This is a genomic window from Thermostichus sp. MS-CIW-38 (genome assembly GCF_054058415.1).
In genome coordinates, this window is record NZ_JBSSAH010000018.1 from 1 (window position 1) to 15,909 (window position 15,909).

Consider the following 15,909-nt stretch of genomic DNA (forward strand, 5'->3'; position numbering starts at 1 on the left):
GGTCAGGACTTGGGTCATGGTTCTATTGTAACCTCGCATTCCTCCCGGCACTGACCCTACGGGTACAGTGCGGGGCTCCTGCGATTTCTAGCTGACTCTATAGAAAAGAAGATGGGAATTTCATGAATGCTAGAAAGGGATCCCCCGCTCGCTGCGACTTCACAGCCCCCAGGCCCTAAACAAAAAAAGACTGGCAGTGTGAGGTCTACCAGTCTGAGTCAGTTCCCTGTGAGTGAGCTGATGCCGTCGTTGCCAACGTCTTCAACCCGATTCCCAGTTTGTGTTGCTTTTTGCCATTTCGAAGTGATTCAGATCACTTGAAACTTGAGGAGCCCGCAGCTTTGGCGAGCACTCCTGTCCTGATTTCTTCGTACAGGGATCCCCCATCCCCACCCCTATGAACCCTGAGGCGACAAAGGGAGCATCTCAAAACAAAGGCAACTGCTCCTCTTCTGCTGAGGCAGGGCTTGAAGCTCCCGGCTCCTCCCAGTTGGGATCCCAGTCCTGCAAGGGATCCGCATATTCCTCCAACAACTGACGGGCGGCGGCCAGCAAATCGTTGTGCAAGGGGGCCAGATCGCTGCGGTTGGCCAAATACTGCTCCAGAGCCGTCAGGGGCTCAAGTCGGTTGGGATCCAAGCCCGGCAGACGGATGCGGCTGGGGCTGACCACTTCTGGGGCGATGGTGTAGCTAAAAGCAGGGGCAAGAGCGTTGTGCAGAGCCCGCTCATCAATGCACTCTAGCTGGTCGGGCCGTATGCGGTAGATCAACCGCAGGATGGAGCCGGCCACGGGGGCCTTGGCGATGGCGGCCAGCAGCTTGGACTGCGCCTGCTGGGGTGGATCTGCGCTCAGATCCAGGCGAATGGTGTGAAAGGTACGGGTTGGCAGGGGCAAAAATTCATAGCTGGCCCCCGTAGGGGTGACTTCCACCAGCACACAGCCTTTTTCCTCTTTTTCTTCGCCAAAATCCACCCGCTCAATGCTGCCGGGATAGAGCATCAAGGGATCCCGACACAGCACCTGGTGACGGTGGACATGCCCCAAGGCAACATATTGATAGGCAGGCCGAGCCAGCAGCGAAAGGGGCACCGTAAATCCTCTGCCCACCGAAAGATGGCGTTCTGCTCCGTAGCGGGCTGTCTCCACCATGACGTGAGCCAACAAAATCGCCGGGATCCCTGGCTGCAGGGTGCGGATCTCCCCTTCTAGGGCTAGGCGGAGGCGCTGCAGGAGCTGATGCGCGAGGATTTCCCCTTCAAGCGCCAAGCTTTCCTGTTGGGCGAGTAGAGCAGAGCAACTCAGCCAAGGTAAAGTGGTCACCTGCACCGGGCCACCGCGAGTTTCGATCCGATGAGTTTCCAGTCTGTCCCCCACAATAAAGCCTGAGACCCCCAAAGCGCGGTAGATAGCCAGGCTGTTGCCTCCCTGTCCCTGCCCGTACTGATCGTGGTTGCCCACCAACAGGACGGTTGGGATCCCTGCATCGGCCAGGCGGCGAAACTGTTGGGCAAAAAGCTCTTGATGGAGAGGGGGGGGTGTCGCATCGGGGAAAGCATCGCCCCCAAACAACACCAGATCCACCGCTTGGTTGAGAGCATGGTCAATGCACAAGCGCAAAGAAGCTACAAAATCTTCCAAACGGGTATTCAGGCCGGTGGCCGGGTTAATGTGGCCGTAGGCAAGGCCACTGCCCAGATGAATGTCGGAAAGATGTAGCAACCTTACCATCTTGGGCGCTCTTGGAGACTTTGCAGCTCTCCCATCTGTTGGGATAAACCTTGCCGTTCGCGTTAGCGGGACGGAGTCCTTTGGTTGTCCAGAATGGCAAACCCAGGGTTGAACAATCTTTGCTTAGGCTTGGCGGCGGGGCCTGGCTCGATCCAAACGCAGAGGACGGCCCATGAATTCCTGCCCGTTCGCGCTCTCGATGGCTTCGTCCTCCTCAGCTTCGGTTGCCAGATCCACAAACGCGAAGCCTCGTGTCTGACCTGTCTCTCGGTCTATCGGGATTGTAACCGACTTAACGTTCCACCTCTGCTGGAAGAAAGCTTTCAGTTCTTCTGTTGAGGCTTTATAGTTCAGGTTTCCCACAAAAATGGTCATGGCAATTCAAGCAAAGTAAGTCACCAATCAGCAAGGGTGGCAACAAAGCTCCAGAGTACTTCACTTCTATCATGGAGCCTTGCTAAGTCGCACAACGTGAAAGGATGTAAAGGGATCCCTGCCGGAAAATCTTCCCCCTTCCCCATCCAAAATGCGCTTTCGTCAAACTTGACGGGCCTGTGCTTTTTCTGCCACTGGGTTGAGGTTCTCTGCCCTCGCCTCGGCCAAGCTCCCTTCTGGCACGTCGAGATCCGGCATCTTGTCACGTTGTTGCGATTTGTTAAGATATGTATTATCCTGCTTGCACTACCTGGCCAGATCTGCGCTGTTGGAACTCTTTGCAGACCTCTCTACCTGAGCACCCTGAGGTGATAATGATGGATGAAACGCTAGAGCTCTCTTTGGAGCAGCAATTTCGCCAGCGGGCTTTCGAGACCTTGGTTTCTCGGATGAGCCCCGAGCAGGCCAAAGACATTTTGGTCAAACTGCACAAGCAAATGCTGTTGCAGGAGGCCACTTACCGCCAACTGCTGCGTCATTCCCTCAGCGCCTGATGCACGCCCTTTCGCTTCCCACCTGGTGGATTCACATTGCCAGCGTCTTGGAGTGGATCGCTGCTATTGTGCTCGTGTGGCAATTTGGGGAGCGGGTGGGCCAGCCCGAATGGCGAAGTTTGAGCTGGGCGATGCTGCCCGCTTTGTCGGGGGCAATGTGCGCAATCACCTGGCACTGGTTTGACAACGACCCCAAGTTGGACTGGGTGGTGACTGCACAGGCCAGCTTGACCTTGCTGGGCAACTGTACCCTGGCTTGGGCTGCCTACCGCATTTGGCGAGCTGAGAGAGCCGACGAGCCTGCACAGGAGGGGGATCCCGACTAGGCGATGAACAGTTTATTTGCCCTCTCTCTGTTCCCTTACTTGGTCTTTTTATTCTTTCTGTCGCGGCTGCGCCGGATCCCACGTTTGGCTTTGGTTGGATTTTGGCTGTTGTTGCTTTTTGTGGCCGTCAGCATCCCGGCAGGGCTGTACGCTCAGATGCACTACGGCACTTCCCTGGCCAATGTGGATCCCTTGCATGGAGGGGCAGAGGCTTTTCTCACCCTCTCCAATATTTTGGTGGCCTTGGGCTTTAAGCAGGGAATTGACCAACAGGCCCAACGACTTCCAGAGGCTGGCGACGGCAACCCTGAGCCATGATCATCCCAAACAGGTCCCTACCCCCTCTCCAAAGGGAGAGGAGAGCTAGGCAACAATGGTTTCAGCACAACCAGGACTGAATGTAGAATGGGGATCCAGACCCGATACCTGCTGTTTATTCTGAAGAGATCTGCCGGATGGTGGCTACCCTTTCTGTTGCCGTTCCCAAAGTGAAGCTGAAGCATCCGCCCCTGCACATTTATCGCATGGGGGACAAGGTGCTGCGGCAGCCGGCCAAGCGCATCAGCCAGGTCAACGACGAGATCCGCCAGCTTGCCCGGGACATGCTGCAGACCATGTACAGCTTTGATGGGATTGGTCTGGCGGCTCCGCAGGTTGGCATTCCCAAGCGCATGATTGTGGTGGATCTTTATCCCGATAAGCCGGAGGTGTCACCGCTGGTGCTGATCAACCCGGAGATCCGGGAGTACATTGGCGAGGCCGTTGCCGGGCAGGAGGGTTGCCTGAGCATTCCGGGGGTGTTTTGCGAGGTCGTGCGCCCAGAAGGGATTGTGGTTTCGTTTAAGGATGAAACGGGGCGGCCCCGCACCCTTCGAGCGGACGATTTGCTGGCGCGGGTGATCCAGCACGAAATCGACCACCTCAACGGCGTGTTGTTTGTGGATCACGTGGAAAACGAGCTGGTGCTGGATCAAGAGCTGCGCAAACACGGCTTCCAGATGCAGGATGTGCAACGCAAAGGCAAGCCCTCTGCTGTTCCCCGTTGAAGCCTTGCTAGATGAGTGTCAGTTTAGTGGTTTAGTCTAGTGTTGCAAGCGCTGGGCCAAGAGCTGCTCTTCCAGAGCGGCAATGCGGTTGTAGGCAGCGGTTAACTGGGCACTCAGGCGCTGTATTTGGGCTTCGGGGGCCAGCTCATGCCCCATGCTGCGGTTGCTCACCACAGTGGGTTCATCATCCAGCAGGAAGTTGTGGCTGCCATCTTCCACCAAGTCTGAGATTAGAACGCTGTAACGGGAGGGGGCGGGGGTGTTTTTTTTGGCTTCCTGGGTAGCCAGGAGAACAGCCACCACCTGCTCGGGCATCCGCTCGATGGCAGCTTTTAGCTCCTGTATTTGCGACTCCAGACGCTCAAGGTAGTGCTGCACTGCTTCGCTCATAGCTGCCCCAGTTTTCGACTACCTTCATTGAAAAAGGCAAATTTCGGATCCCCTCTTCTTCCCCCAGATCATTTAACGATTGCTTCCGGGAGGTGTTCCCCGAAACTCCTAGGTTCTCTCACAAGCCACAATTGAGGTGTGCATTTTCCGGAGATTTTGGTTTTCCGGTCATCCATTTCCGAAGCAAAAAGCTGTGCAGATGCAGGATGCTGTTCAGGGATCCCGACCGCGGGGCTATACCTTGCCCGTTTTTGCCGTTGCTTCGGCCAGGGCTGCTCTTCACCACCTTCTGGGGATCCCTTTGGAGAAGGAAGGGGGGCGCTTGGCGATTGCAGTGCAGGCTGAGCCCCGGTCCCTTGAGGCTTGGATCCGGATCCCAGTGGAGCAGGTAGCTGTCTTGGAGAAGGCAACAGCTCTGGCCATTACCCGCTCGGATCCCGGCCCCCACCTGGATCTCACCCGCGACACACCGGTCTGGGCTTGGGTGAGGTTGGAGGAGAGGGATCCCGAGGATCCCCCCTTGATCTTGGAAGCCGGGGAAGGGCTGGGGCGACGCACCGATGGCAGCCCGGCCATTTATGCCTATGCCCGCCGTTTGTTTGAGATCAATCTTTTGCCCGGGATCCCAGAGGGCTGCCGCCTGCGGGTGCGCATCATTTTGCCTGAAGGAAAGCTGCTGGCCGAGCGCACCTCCAATGCCGCTTTTGGGGTGCTGGAAGGGCTGGCCCTGTTGGGAACGCGGGCGGAGGTGGAGCCTTCCTCAAGTGTTGAGAGCTTAGAGCAAGCCCGCCAAGAGCTGCAACAAAAGTTGGAGCGGCACAAGCATTTGATCTTTTGCGTGGGCAGCCATGGGCAGCAAGTGGCGCTGCGGCAAGGGATCCCGGAAGACCAGATCCTGCGAGTAGCCAATTGGATAGGGCCGTTGCTGGTGGAAGCGGCGCTGCGGGGGGCGGAGTCCATTCATTTGATCGGCTACCACGGCAAGCTGATCAAGCTGGCAGGGGGGATCTTCACCACTTCCAGCCACGTGGCCGATGCCCGCTTGGAAATTCTGGCGGCAGCCCTGATCCGGCGTGGGGGAACGGCAGAACAGGCACGGCAAGTGCTGGAGTTGCGGACAGTAGAGGCAGCGGTGCACCATCTGGATGGCCTTGGCTGGGCAGCACCCGTGATGCAGGAGTTGGCTCGCCAAATCCTGGAGCGAGCCACAGGCTATGTGCAAAAGTATGCCGGTCGATCCCTGCTGTTGGCGGTGACGTTGTTCGACCGACAGGGGCAAATCTGCGCCCAGGTGGGGATCCCATAATGAGGTCATTTCGATTGAGACGAGGACATTGCAATCCCCCCGGATCCTCAACCATTTTTCTCCCGAAGTGTCTTAAGCGCTCCGTGCCGCCAAAGGCAACCACCCCCGGCTCCTCTCCCTTTAGTCCGTGCTCCAAAAGTCAATCCCTCTGCTCGAAACCCGCTGAGCAACGGTGGATCCCGGCCAAGACCACATAGGAGAGCGTTACGGCTGAGGAAGCAGATCCACTTTCCCAGCCACTGCCAATCAGACTCAGGTTGGCACTAGGATCCCACACCTAGTTCCCGGAGATGTTGACACTATCCACCCGCCGGCGAGTGGCCGAGCCGGAAGCTGTACCAGAAGAGCGATAGCGGAAGGCAATGTAAACACGGTTGGAAGGCTGGATCCCAGCCAGAGAAATCGGGCCGGAGTCGACGAAGCTGCCCGTAGAGAGAGTGGGAATCGTCAGAGCAGTCCAAGTGGCTGCATTCACTGCCGCTGGAGTGCCTGCACCGCTGTAGTTGGTGGAGTAAAGAACGCTTAGTTGTTGCGAAGGAGGAAGGCCGTTATCGCTAAAAGAACTCTGATTGCGGAAGGTCAGAACTGGGTTGCTGACGGAAGCCAGGTTCAGAGGAGGAGTGATCAGCCAGTCATTACCCGGTTGCTGACCGTTGAAAGCGTTGGCCTCGGCAAGGGAGTTGACACAACGCCAGGAACGACTGGTGTCGCCGTCCACATCCACAATCTGCCAGCCGGCTGGAGCAGGGTTGCAGTTATCAAAGCCTTCAGTCAAAGGCAGGTTAACGAAAGGAGGAATTGGTGTCGGTGTGGGCGTCGGCGTCGGTGTGGGCGTCGGTGTTGGGGCCGGAGTCAGGTTCAAGCCAACGAGCACCGGATCGTGGTCGGAAGAGCGGAAGGGATCGCTGGCGTAGAAGAGGCTCTGCTGAGAGGGACTCTTGAAGCTCAGGGTGTAGTCCAAGCTCACGGGCTCATCAGCGTTGATGTGCCACTTAGCTGAGCCTGTAACTTGGGGTCTCAGACTGCTGTTGGCCAGGGCATGATCCAGGGATCCCCACTGTCCTTGGAAGCTAAAGGAGTAGCTGTTGGAGCCATTGAGGTTGATGAACCCGCCCGCCTCCAGAGTTTTGATCGGATCCTCCATAGCGTAGGAGTTGAGATCCCCCATAATCAACACATCCGGATCGGTGGAGCCAGTTGGATTGGTGGCGAGCCAGCTCAAGAGTTGCTGAGCGGCCCGGGTGCGGTTGCCGTTGCAATTGCCTTGGAAGGGATCGTTGTCAATAGGATCGCAGGGAGAAACCTTGGACTTGAAGTGGTTGACCACAACAGTGAAGGTGGCGTTGTTGCTCCGCTGCCGGAAGGTTACAGCCAGAGGAGGACGATGGAAGCGTCCGGGGCCTTGGGTGAATTCCCCTGTGTCCAGGAAGGCCGGGTTAGTGCCGGGGGCAATTTCAACCGTAGCTGGCTTGTAGATAAAGCCGTTGGTGATGGCATCGCCGCCCAGGTTGGGCACTCCAACATTCACAAAGGCGTAGGTTCCTGCCCCCATGACCTGGTTGAGCCCGTTCACCAAATCCTGAATGGAACTATTCGAACCGTATCCATCGTTTTCTAACTCGTTGAGGCCTACGATATCGGCATCCATGCGGCGAATAGCCTCGATGAGCTTATCCCGCTGGCGGGTGAACTCGGTGGCGTTGCTGGCTCCCCGACAGGAGGAGTTATTGGGGAAGCAGACGTTGCCGAAGGTGTTGAAGTAGTTGAACAGGTTAAAGCTAGCTACCCTCAGGGAGCCCCCTACTGAGGGTGGGTTTTGCGGGCGAGGGTTGGTGGCTGTAAACCTGGGCAAGTTGTTGGGATCATTGGGGTGGATACGGTAGTCGATGGTCGCATCCACATCGCCACTGACATTCCGGCCTCGCAACTGGGTCATGATCCCGGTGATGTTGCTGACGCGATCGCCGCCGCGCACAGTGTTAGCCGCGCTCAGGCCACCCGGAGTGGGGTAGATAACCGGATCTGGGTTTTGGGTGAGCAGCCGGTCATCAATGCGAATCCGCTTTCGGTCGTTTTCCGCTTGAATGGCAGCTGCCTGGCTGGGAGCCGCAATTTGCGTAGGAGTGAACAACCGCTCTGTGGCCACACTCAGCTCCCCGTGGCGTCCCAGCAAGAAGGAGTCGGTTACAAACAGGGGCTGATTTCCAAATGTGACCAGCATTCCTTCCAGAGCTTCCCTTTGCTCCGCAGTCAGCGGTAGAGAGATCTGCACTGGGGCCGGCAACGGATTGTCAGAGCTACAGACAGTAAAGCTGGTGACGTTGGAGAGCTGGGTTTGCTGGCGGAACTCAGCAACCGTTCCGGTCACCTGAACCCTATCCCCAAGCCTGACGTTATTAGCTGTGCCACTGAAAACGAAGATGCCATCTGATGTGGCGGGATTCCCGTCACCATCATCTTGTAGGTAGTAGCCCTGGAGATAGGTTTGGCCAGCCACCCCCTCATTTTCAAAGTCTCCTACTACGATTCCAGAAACCGTGACTGTTTGGTTCACCAGGGGGGAAGTGAAGCCAGTGCCCTGGACAGTGCCAACTGGGATCAGGTTGGCGTTGGGATCACAGCCTCCCGGCGTGGGCGTCGGTGTTGGCGTGGCTGTGGGTGTTGAAGTCGGGGTCGGTGCTGGCACAGGTGTAAGTATTGGCAAAAGAGTTCTTCTGGAGCCGCGCCCTTGCAGAGAAACCAAAAGCACCAAACCAAAAACTAGCACCGCAATTGATTGGGCAACACGACGCGAAGTAACCCTAGACCACATCTGCTTCACTCCTCCCGAAACTTCAAAGGATCCCGTATTTTTACCGTCTATATGGATACCATCTTCAGGAAGGAATTAAAGGGGCAGTTAAGGTACGCCTAAGAAGACAAGAAGTTACCCCCGCCTGAGTCAAAACTCAGGGGAGAACATGGGCAGGCTTTTTCCCCTAATCCCCCAATTCGGGATCCGGTCGTACCCGCACCCCCATCTGGCGCAGCAGGCGTAAAGAGTTTTCCGGCCCATCGATCATCTGCTGCTCGTTGATCCAGTAGGTGGCAATGCCCAGGTCTTCTAGAAATCGCACATAGGGATCTGGCGGTGGCCCATCGAAAACGGCGGCCTTCTGAACGGAAAAGCCCTGCTCGATCCAAGGGCCGAGGGCAAAGCGCTCATAGTAGAGCAACTGTCCCACCACTTCCTGCAAAGCCTCTGCCGCATCCTTGTGGTGCAGGAGCTTTACTTCGGCCAAAAGCAGGTGCCCGTCCGCCACTGCCAAAAAGTCAAAGGTGTGTTGGTCTTCGCGCACCTCCAGCCCAGCCAGGCGGAACCAGCGGCGAAACTGGTGCAAGATCTCGTTGTGGCGCTCGCTGCGCTCCAACTGACGTCGACGGCGGCGTTCTGCCATCAGCGGGTCTGTCCCGGCGCTGTGAGGGATCCCACTGCTGCGGAACTGGGGCGGCTCATCGGGATCCAAAACCACCTTGCCCCCAGCAGGTTGATGCAGGAGGGGCGGCATCTGGGGCAAGAGTTCTGTGGATCCCCACTCCACCTCTGGCTGCTGAGCCCAGGTAAGCAGGTGTCGATTCAAGGGGTGCTCAGGGTGGGTGTCGAACAACAGGCGCAGTTGAGACTGGCTAAACTGAAAATCCAGACGAAATTGCTCGATGGAGAGGCTGCTCCGCCCCTTTTGCAAAGTTTCCTGGCCAAAGTAAAGCATCACCAAGAGCGGGTAAATCGGCAGCGGACGATGGGAGGGAATGAGCATCGCCCACATGTCATCCGTCCAGTGGGGGAGCAGGATCTCGGCCTGTTTGCCTTTGCCCACCACCTGCAACATTTTGGGGTGTCCCGGCTGCCAGCCACAGGGGTGATCGTCAAAGCCGCAAGTCTGTCGCCCTTGATCCACGCTCAAGGGGTAGCGCCCGTCATAAAGGCGGAAAGGACAGAGATCCCGGTCTTCGGCCAAAAAGCGCTCGTCCTGCCACAGGTGGGCCGCCAAAGCATGACAGCCGATCCCTTCCTGGCTGTTGCAGGCTTTGAGCCAGCGCCGTTCCGCCAGTTTCCCGCCCACTTTGCTCGGGGCCAGGGGCCGGATCAAACCGTTTTCCCCCTGGTTGAACAGAGGCCACACCAAAGGCTCGCCAGTTTCGGGTAGGGTCGGCAAAAGAGGATGGGTTTTGCTGTAAAACGGGTCGCAAATGCGCTGGGCCACTTGCTGCAAGGGTAATCCGCGGGGGGATCCCACCCAAGGCAGCAGGGATCCCGATCCGGCCTGAGCACGGTGATATTGGATGGCCAGAGCCACCTCTAGCCCTATCGGACGGAGTTCCGGCGTGAGCTGCCGGTAGCGCTGCAGCAGCCGGGAAGCCTGCACAAACAGGTCGTAGCGCCGAACGGGAACTGCGTCAGCCATAGTGTTGCAGGAAAAGCTCCCCACTGCCTTGGGCAAGAGCTGGCACAGACAAGCACCATGGCCTCAAGAAATGAGACCTTGGCAACTGTCTCTGCAGACCCTGACCTTGCCGAGGATATCGGGCCGACACCCCCTCCTCTTGGCACCAGGTCAGTTGTCAGTGTAGTAGAGAAACTCTAGGGCGAGAAGATGCTGCCCCTCGCTTGCAGGTTGTGGGAAGAATGCGCAGTAGGCCCTAACGCCACGGCCACCCAGGAAAGGGGCGCTCTGTCTCTGCATCACGGTCGTACTCCGTAGGTCGGCCTGTATCCGGCTGAATCACCAAGCTGCCCACATAGTCGGCCTCTCGATAGACGCGGGCAATTTGATGGTGAATTTGGGCCATGTCCTCGGCGGAGACCACACCATTGTCGGTGGCTTTGTAGAACTGGACCGTGACCCGAATGGGAAAGCGGGGATCCCGCTCGATGTCCAGGTTGTTGACCTCGGTGAAGGAGCCCTCTACCTCTCCATGTCCGATGACAGCGGCTTCTACATTGCTAAGGCCGGCCAGGTCGGCTGCGGGTCCGAAAAACTTGACAGAGATATCCTCAACTTCCCTTCGCGGCGGCTGCCGCTGATGAAGAGGCACTTGGATCACCATCACCAGGTTCAGGGCTTCTTCTGCTACTTCCGCCGAATGGGGATCCTGAGGGGTTGGGTTGGCGGCTTGCTCGGCCCGAAAATCGCTGAGGCGCTGCCCGGTGAGGCTGGCCCGTTCACCATTTTGGTTGAAGAAAAGGCGCTGGCCCCAAATAGCTTCGCCCACCTTATCTACCTTATCTTCAGTGCGGTTCTCGATCACCGTAATGCTGGTGCCCTCGCGGGTGGCCAAAATGGCCAGTACGGCTGGGTTACCGGGATAGGATTGGTAGTTGAACAACACCGGGTTGAATTGGGCAGAGCCCCCGGCAGGGATAGGCAAAAAGGCGGCCTGGGCGCTCACCAACACATGGCTATCCCGTGGAGCCAGCAGGGAGTTCCGGTTGCCGGCCCAAGAGCCAGGATCGTGCAAGTAGCGGCGCAGATTCCCCAGCAGCTCTCGCAGCGACACGGGTTGCAAGGGCTTTCCTTTTTCGTTGCCCACCAGCACCTGTAGGCTGTCGAGGGGCAGGTCGGCAGACAGATCGGCAAAGTTGGGGTAGCGGATCACCGGCATCAAGCTCAGCTCGTAGTGACCCGTTCTGGGGTTGAGCTGGTGTACCTGGATGGTCATGTCGCTGATGTTGGGGCCAAGGGCAGATCCCTTGTGGCGTCCGGTATCTTCCCAGGTGATGTTGACGATATCCAGCCCATACTGCTTTGCCAAGGCTCGCGCTTGCGGATCCCAGGTCATGGAGATCGTCTGGTCGATGACCTGCCTGTAGGCCAAGTACTCTGCCCACTCTGAAGGCGAGGGGGAAGAAAGGGACTGGTGGAGGGGAAAATCCATAGGGGTTGCCTGCGAGGTGGACACCATCAGTGTAGGGACGAGGGCTGCTCCGGCCAGGGAAACGCTCACCCAGCTCAGTGAACTCAGCAGCCAGGGGATGGGGGCGCGCATAGCAATATTCCTGAGGATTGGAAATTGGGGGACTATACCCTGACAATAGCTCCCAAAAGGGGAGAGCATGACTCTAGTCAATAATAAGCTCAACTATACTGAAAATAATGTATAATATGTTCAGTACGGATTACTACCAGTTGATCTTTCTGTTTACTTTCGAGTCTGCCAACATGGTAGCCAAAGCAAAGCAGAAAATTGGTAGTAAGACGACACGGAAACTGCGCTTTGGGTATTCTACTCAAAGCTTTGCGGGATACCGCCATTCTGGTTGGAAACAAACAGAATGCTATCGCTGCATAGTTGAACAGTGATGTTCAGCAGTGTTCAGCGTAAATGTATCAGGACGTGGCGGTTTCGCTTTTGGCAACCCCATGCTTTTGCCGGGATCCCAGGCTGCCTGGGCTACGATAAAAAGCTGTAGCACCCTTTCGAAATATTCCAGATCATGGCCAGTATTCGCCGGGATCCCGAGGTCAACGCTTCTGTAACTTCAACTTCTCCAGAGCCTCAGGCGCAGGTTCAGCCCTTGCCGCTGCATGTTATGTTCCGCCTGGGCCTGTTTCAGATGGGCTTGGGAATGATGTCGCTGCTCACTCTGGGAGTGCTGAACCGCGTCATGATCGACACGGATCTGCTGGCCATCCCGGCAACGGTGGTGGGGGGATCCCTGGCCATGCACCAGTTGGTCTCCCCGGCTCGGGTTTGGTTTGGGCAGCTCTCGGATGCCAAGCCCCTGTTTGGCCTGCATCGCACCGGCTATGTGCGTCTGGGATCGGTGCTGTTTGCGGTCTGCATCTTCCTGGGGGTGCAGGTGGTGTGGGGTTTGGGGGATAGCTTTGCGGCTACGGGCTGGTCTGGAGCCACCTATGGCTGGATAGGCTTGGCCTGTTTGATGTTTGCCCTTTATGGTCTCTGCCTCAGCGCCTGCTCCACGCCTTTTGCGGCTCTGCTGGTGGATGTGTCAGAGGAGGACAACCGCTCTAAGTTGGTGGGGATCGTCTGGTCTATGTTGATGGTGGGGATTGCCGGCGGGGCCATTGGCTCGGCAGTTCTGCTGCGGGGCTTGGATCCGGACAACCTGCAGAGCACCATTAATCGCCTCTTCATCATCATTCCAGCCGTGGTGATCCTGCTGGGGGTGGTTGCCACCTGGGGGGTGGAAAAGCGCTATTCCCGCTACGGATCCCGTTCCACCCTGGCCGGACGGGAAGACCAAATCACCCTTGGCACGGCCATCAAGGTGCTGACCGCCAGCCGCCAAACCCTGATCTTTTTCGGCTTCTTGGTGTTGATGACCATGGGCCTGTTTATCCAACAGCCGATCCTAGAACCCTACGGCGGCGAGGTGTTTGGCATGACGGTGGCCCAGAGCACCCAGCTCAATGCCTTTTGGAGCCTGGGTATTTTGGCAGGGATTGTGCTGACCGGATTTTTCATTGTGCCCAAGCTGGGCAAACAGACAACGGCCCGTCTGGGCTGTCTGCTGGTGGCCATCTCTTTTGGGCTGACCATTGCATCAGGGTTTACAGGCAATTCACGGCTGTTGCAACTGTGCATGATCCTGTTTGGTTTGGCTTCTGGGATCACCACCAATGGCGCCATTACCCTCATGTTGGATTTGACGGCAGCGGAGACGGCAGGCACCTTTATCGGGGCTTGGGGACTGGCCCAGGCCATGTCCCAGGCGGTTTCCACCTTGCTCGGCGGGGCTTTGCTCGATCTGGGGCGCATTCTCTTCCCCACTTCTTCAGTGCTTGCCTATGCCACCGTCTTTGGGGTGGAGGCAGCGGTGATGTTGCTGGCCGTGTATTTGCTGGGACGGGTGAGCGTGGCCGAGTTTCGCGAAAAGACCAACCGTGCGCTCACCCAGGTCATGGCTCTGGAGTTGGAGGGCTAGCAACGCAGAGCTGGCTCGTAGTGGGGGCAGCCCTGACAGGGCCCGCTGGGGTTGACGGCACAACGCAGCAAGGGCGAGTGAGCATTAAACCGACAGGAGGGATCCCCCAGGAACCTTCCCACTTCCTGAGGTGGGGTGACCGAACGCACCAGGGCGCGGATCCCACACAGGTGGTATTTGCCTTGCCGGAGCCGGTAGGAATGACGCTTTTCCAGAACCAGGTAGTGCTGCTCTGCCAGTTGGACGTAGGTGCCCGGATGGGGACTGCTCTCCCAAGGGCATTCTTCCACCACCTCTCCCGAATCCGCGTCGATCCACTGAATGGGCAAGGTCGGGTTGATGGAAGACATAAGGCGCAAACGGAGCCAGTTTAGGGCAGCAGACTACAAAATGATGGACTGGGCTTGACTTGTGATTAACAAATTGTGCAACTTTTTCCGGCAACACTGAGTATGGCTGGTACAAATGTTCTCTCTTGTGTGACCTGGAGCCTGCTAATCTACAGAACTTCTACAAAGTTAAGTTAGAAAAAGCTGTACTCAGTGTAATGGATTTTCTGCGGCGGGCGGAGAACGGGATAGGTTGGGCCTGCGGCGGCGAAAAGATGGATGCTTCGACTAGCTATTGGAATGGGCTTGGCGGGCCAGTTGGGTGAGAAAAGCCAGAGGATGACGGTTTTGGAGCTGCTGCCTAACCCGCTCTTGCAGGATTTCCTCTTGCCAGGGATCCCCGGAAGACAGCCACTCTAGGTAGCTGAGCCCCGCCACCCGCGTCAGGTAGGCCCCTGTCACCGCCTGCAGGGGGATCCCCATCACCATCAAGGGGCTGGCCTTGAGCAGAGAGCCCAAAGCCTGAGTGGCCAGCTCCAGCCCCCCCAGTTGCACCACCATTTGCGCCAAACTCTGGGCGATTTGCTGGGCCCGGCGTAAGGTAATGCGTCGGTCAAACACCTGGTGCAGTTCCCCAATCATGCGTGCCTGAATGGCCACTCCTGCCAGCACATCCAAAGCAGGAAGAGGGGTTGCCGCCAGGGCAGCAGCGGTGGCCCACTGCATCCGTTCCACGATCTGACGACCCTGCTGGCGACGTTCTTCTTGGAGGGCCTGCTGGACGGCTTCGCTGAGAGTTCGGGTTTGCAACAAGGCATTGGCCAAGCGCAGGTGGGATCCCTTCTGCTGCAGCAGGTGAGCCATTTGTTGAATGAGGGCCTCTGTCTCGGGGGGCTGCGGCTCCCAAGTTTCCCACACAGAGCCATCTTCGGAGTAGTAGCGAACCTTGAGGGGCTCCGGATCAGCGGCGATGGCCACCACCTGTTCGGCAGGGATAACACCGGCGGTGCGTCGGCGCAAATGGGCCAAGATGGTCTCTACATCCTCCGGCAGCATCTGATCGGTTTTGTTGAGGGCCAGGATGGCGGATTTGCCCAGCCGGGCCAACTCCAGCATTTCGGCATATTCCGAAGCCAGCAGGTCTCCGGCCACCACCAAGATCAGCAGATCCGCCTTCTGGGCCAGGGCGCGGGCTTCCGCTTCACCTGCTCCCCCAATCGTCAGCAGCCCAGGTGTGTCGGTAAGGGAAATGGGGCCGTTCCAGCCCTCCAATTGGTAGGTGTGGATGGATCCCTGCTGGGTGGTGCCCAGGGTGGGGGCTGTTTCGCCCACTGGTCGGCCCATCAAGGCATTGATCAACGAGGTCTTGCCGGCGGAACTGGTGCCGAACACCACCAGATGCAATTCCTCCTGGTTAAGCCGCTGATTGATCTCTTGCAGCTTGGCACGCAGGGCACGGCGACTGATGTCATTCTGCAGCTTCTGGATCAGGCGATCGGCATCTTCCAGATCGGCTTGCACCTGATTCCGCGTTAACTTAACCCGCCGCAGCGGTTGTGTCCGCTGACTTGGAGCACTTTGCCGTCGGCGAGCCTGCTGCCACCAATGGCGCGCTGCCAGACCTGCTGCTGCTGTCCCCCCAAGGATGGCGCCCACCACCAGATCCGCAAGAGGCTCGGAGTGGGGAGCCACGAAGCTGTAGATCCCGCCAACCCACTGCAGATATTGGCTCAGGGCCGCCAAACCCAGCCCTGCCCATAACCACACCCAAGTGGAGCGCGACAACACCATCCCAACCCACAGCCTGCCCAAATCTTCAAATCAAGCAACCCAAAATTGCTGAGCCATCCGAGTCGCTTCTCCAGCATAGGGCTTGCTGTAGCTGAGCATACAGTTTTGTCGAGAGCTTTTTTGTCGAGAGCTTT

At 57.7% G+C, this 15,909-nt stretch carries 14 protein-coding genes and 1 pseudogene; 7 read left to right on the top strand and 8 right to left on the bottom strand.

The annotated features are described in order from the left end of the window. Positions 1-426: 426 nt before the first annotated feature. Together ACVWXZ_RS07855 and ACVWXZ_RS07860 are read right to left on the bottom strand one after the other, a co-directional pair. Positions 427-1,731: a metallophosphoesterase family protein gene (locus ACVWXZ_RS07855; protein ID WP_457442074.1), complete on the bottom strand. Its 1,305-nt coding sequence runs from the start codon at positions 1,729-1,731 to the stop codon at positions 427-429. Positions 1,732-1,854: 123 nt separating this feature from the next. Beyond that, positions 1,855-2,106: an RNA recognition motif domain-containing protein gene (locus ACVWXZ_RS07860; protein WP_011434316.1), complete on the bottom strand. Its 252-nt coding sequence runs from the start codon at positions 2,104-2,106 to the stop codon at positions 1,855-1,857. A 377-nt stretch (positions 2,107-2,483) separates the two neighbouring features. On the opposite strand from ACVWXZ_RS07860, the gene ACVWXZ_RS07865 reads away from it, so the two are divergent. The 4 genes from ACVWXZ_RS07865 (at position 2,484) to def (ending at position 4,032) form a co-directional block, all read left to right on the top strand. Continuing rightward, positions 2,484-2,660 carry an NblA/ycf18 family protein gene (locus ACVWXZ_RS07865; protein WP_041437678.1) on the top strand — a complete coding sequence of 59 codons (177 nt, stop codon included), beginning with the start codon at positions 2,484-2,486 and terminating at the stop codon, positions 2,658-2,660. After that, positions 2,660-2,986 carry a DUF2499 domain-containing protein gene (locus tag ACVWXZ_RS07870; RefSeq protein ID WP_457405130.1) on the top strand — a complete coding sequence of 109 codons (327 nt, stop codon included), beginning with the start codon at positions 2,660-2,662 and terminating at the stop codon, positions 2,984-2,986. The genes ACVWXZ_RS07865 and ACVWXZ_RS07870 overlap by 1 nt, the downstream gene beginning before the upstream one ends. 3 nt (positions 2,987-2,989) lie before the next feature. Beyond that, complete coding sequence (locus tag ACVWXZ_RS07875) at positions 2,990-3,304, top strand: DUF3593 domain-containing protein (protein WP_011434312.1); 315 nt, start codon at positions 2,990-2,992, stop codon at positions 3,302-3,304. Positions 3,305-3,441: 137 nt separating this feature from the next. Next, entirely contained in the window at positions 3,442-4,032 is a 591-nt protein-coding gene (gene def, locus ACVWXZ_RS07880; protein ID WP_457482359.1) for a peptide deformylase, read from the top strand. 36 nt (positions 4,033-4,068) lie between these two features. Here the strand turns inward: def and ACVWXZ_RS07885 are convergent, their stop codons facing one another. Further along, a complete protein-coding gene (locus ACVWXZ_RS07885; protein ID WP_414350209.1) occupies positions 4,069-4,422 on the bottom strand; it encodes a hypothetical protein in 354 nt (117 codons plus the stop codon). Between the two features lie 199 nt (positions 4,423-4,621). On the opposite strand from ACVWXZ_RS07885, the gene cbiD reads away from it, so the two are divergent. Continuing rightward, positions 4,622-5,728, top strand: a complete 1,107-nt coding sequence (gene cbiD / locus ACVWXZ_RS07890) for a cobalt-precorrin-5B (C(1))-methyltransferase CbiD (protein WP_457482360.1) — start codon at positions 4,622-4,624, stop codon at positions 5,726-5,728. A 277-nt stretch (positions 5,729-6,005) separates the two neighbouring features. Here cbiD and ACVWXZ_RS07895 read toward each other — a convergent pair whose 3' ends face one another. From ACVWXZ_RS07895 to ACVWXZ_RS07905, 3 genes are all read right to left on the bottom strand, one after another. Further along, the gene (locus tag ACVWXZ_RS07895; protein WP_457482361.1) at positions 6,006-8,414 is read right to left on the bottom strand and encodes an ExeM/NucH family extracellular endonuclease; all 2,409 of its coding nucleotides are present in this window, start codon (positions 8,412-8,414) and stop codon (positions 6,006-6,008) included. Between the two features lie 292 nt (positions 8,415-8,706). After that, entirely contained in the window at positions 8,707-10,173 is a 1,467-nt protein-coding gene (locus tag ACVWXZ_RS07900; protein WP_011434306.1) for a hypothetical protein, read from the bottom strand. Positions 10,174-10,408: 235 nt separating this feature from the next. Then, positions 10,409-11,755: a hypothetical protein gene (locus tag ACVWXZ_RS07905; protein WP_457482362.1), complete on the bottom strand. Its 1,347-nt coding sequence runs from the start codon at positions 11,753-11,755 to the stop codon at positions 10,409-10,411. Between the two features lie 119 nt (positions 11,756-11,874). On the opposite strand from ACVWXZ_RS07905, the pseudogene ACVWXZ_RS07910 reads away from it, so the two are divergent. Both ACVWXZ_RS07910 and ACVWXZ_RS07915 read left to right on the top strand, forming a co-directional pair. Further along, a pseudogene (locus ACVWXZ_RS07910) lies at positions 11,875-12,058 on the top strand (hypothetical protein); the annotation flags it as partial. Between the two features lie 145 nt (positions 12,059-12,203). Continuing rightward, on the top strand, positions 12,204-13,655 hold the full coding sequence (locus ACVWXZ_RS07915; protein ID WP_457403888.1) for a BCD family MFS transporter: 1,452 nt from the start codon (positions 12,204-12,206) through the stop codon (positions 13,653-13,655). Here the strand turns inward: ACVWXZ_RS07915 and ACVWXZ_RS07920 are convergent. Together ACVWXZ_RS07920 and ACVWXZ_RS07925 are read right to left on the bottom strand one after the other, a co-directional pair. Beyond that, positions 13,652-14,005: a DUF6464 family protein gene (locus ACVWXZ_RS07920; protein WP_414522365.1), complete on the bottom strand. Its 354-nt coding sequence runs from the start codon at positions 14,003-14,005 to the stop codon at positions 13,652-13,654. The two genes, ACVWXZ_RS07915 and ACVWXZ_RS07920, sit on opposite strands and share 4 nt — an antisense overlap. A 267-nt stretch (positions 14,006-14,272) precedes the next feature. Next, positions 14,273-15,775, bottom strand: a complete 1,503-nt coding sequence (locus ACVWXZ_RS07925; protein ID WP_457403890.1) for a DUF697 domain-containing protein — start codon at positions 15,773-15,775, stop codon at positions 14,273-14,275. Between the last annotated feature and the right edge of the window lie 134 nt (positions 15,776-15,909).

Excerpts from the sequence above, each read along its gene's own strand:
- ACVWXZ_RS07875 (WP_011434312.1), top strand. The coding sequence starts at position 2,990 with ATGAACAGTTTATTTGCCCTCTCTCTGTTCCCTTACTTGGTCTTTTTA.
- ACVWXZ_RS07905 (WP_457482362.1), bottom strand. The coding sequence starts at position 11,755 with ATGCGCGCCCCCATCCCCTGGCTGCTGAGTTCACTGAGCTGGGTGAGC.
- ACVWXZ_RS07865 (WP_041437678.1), top strand. The coding sequence starts at position 2,484 with ATGGATGAAACGCTAGAGCTCTCTTTGGAGCAGCAATTTCGCCAGCGG.
- cbiD (WP_457482360.1), top strand. The coding sequence starts at position 4,622 with ATGCAGGATGCTGTTCAGGGATCCCGACCGCGGGGCTATACCTTGCCC.
- def (WP_457482359.1), top strand. The coding sequence starts at position 3,442 with ATGGTGGCTACCCTTTCTGTTGCCGTTCCCAAAGTGAAGCTGAAGCAT.
- ACVWXZ_RS07870 (WP_457405130.1), top strand. The coding sequence starts at position 2,660 with ATGCACGCCCTTTCGCTTCCCACCTGGTGGATTCACATTGCCAGCGTC.
- ACVWXZ_RS07900 (WP_011434306.1), bottom strand. The coding sequence starts at position 10,173 with ATGGCTGACGCAGTTCCCGTTCGGCGCTACGACCTGTTTGTGCAGGCT.
- ACVWXZ_RS07885 (WP_414350209.1), bottom strand. The coding sequence starts at position 4,422 with ATGAGCGAAGCAGTGCAGCACTACCTTGAGCGTCTGGAGTCGCAAATA.
- ACVWXZ_RS07915 (WP_457403888.1), top strand. The coding sequence starts at position 12,204 with ATGGCCAGTATTCGCCGGGATCCCGAGGTCAACGCTTCTGTAACTTCA.
- ACVWXZ_RS07925 (WP_457403890.1), bottom strand. The coding sequence starts at position 15,775 with ATGGTGTTGTCGCGCTCCACTTGGGTGTGGTTATGGGCAGGGCTGGGT.
- ACVWXZ_RS07855 (WP_457442074.1), bottom strand. The coding sequence starts at position 1,731 with ATGGTAAGGTTGCTACATCTTTCCGACATTCATCTGGGCAGTGGCCTT.
- ACVWXZ_RS07920 (WP_414522365.1), bottom strand. The coding sequence starts at position 14,005 with ATGTCTTCCATCAACCCGACCTTGCCCATTCAGTGGATCGACGCGGAT.
- ACVWXZ_RS07860 (WP_011434316.1), bottom strand. The coding sequence starts at position 2,106 with ATGACCATTTTTGTGGGAAACCTGAACTATAAAGCCTCAACAGAAGAA.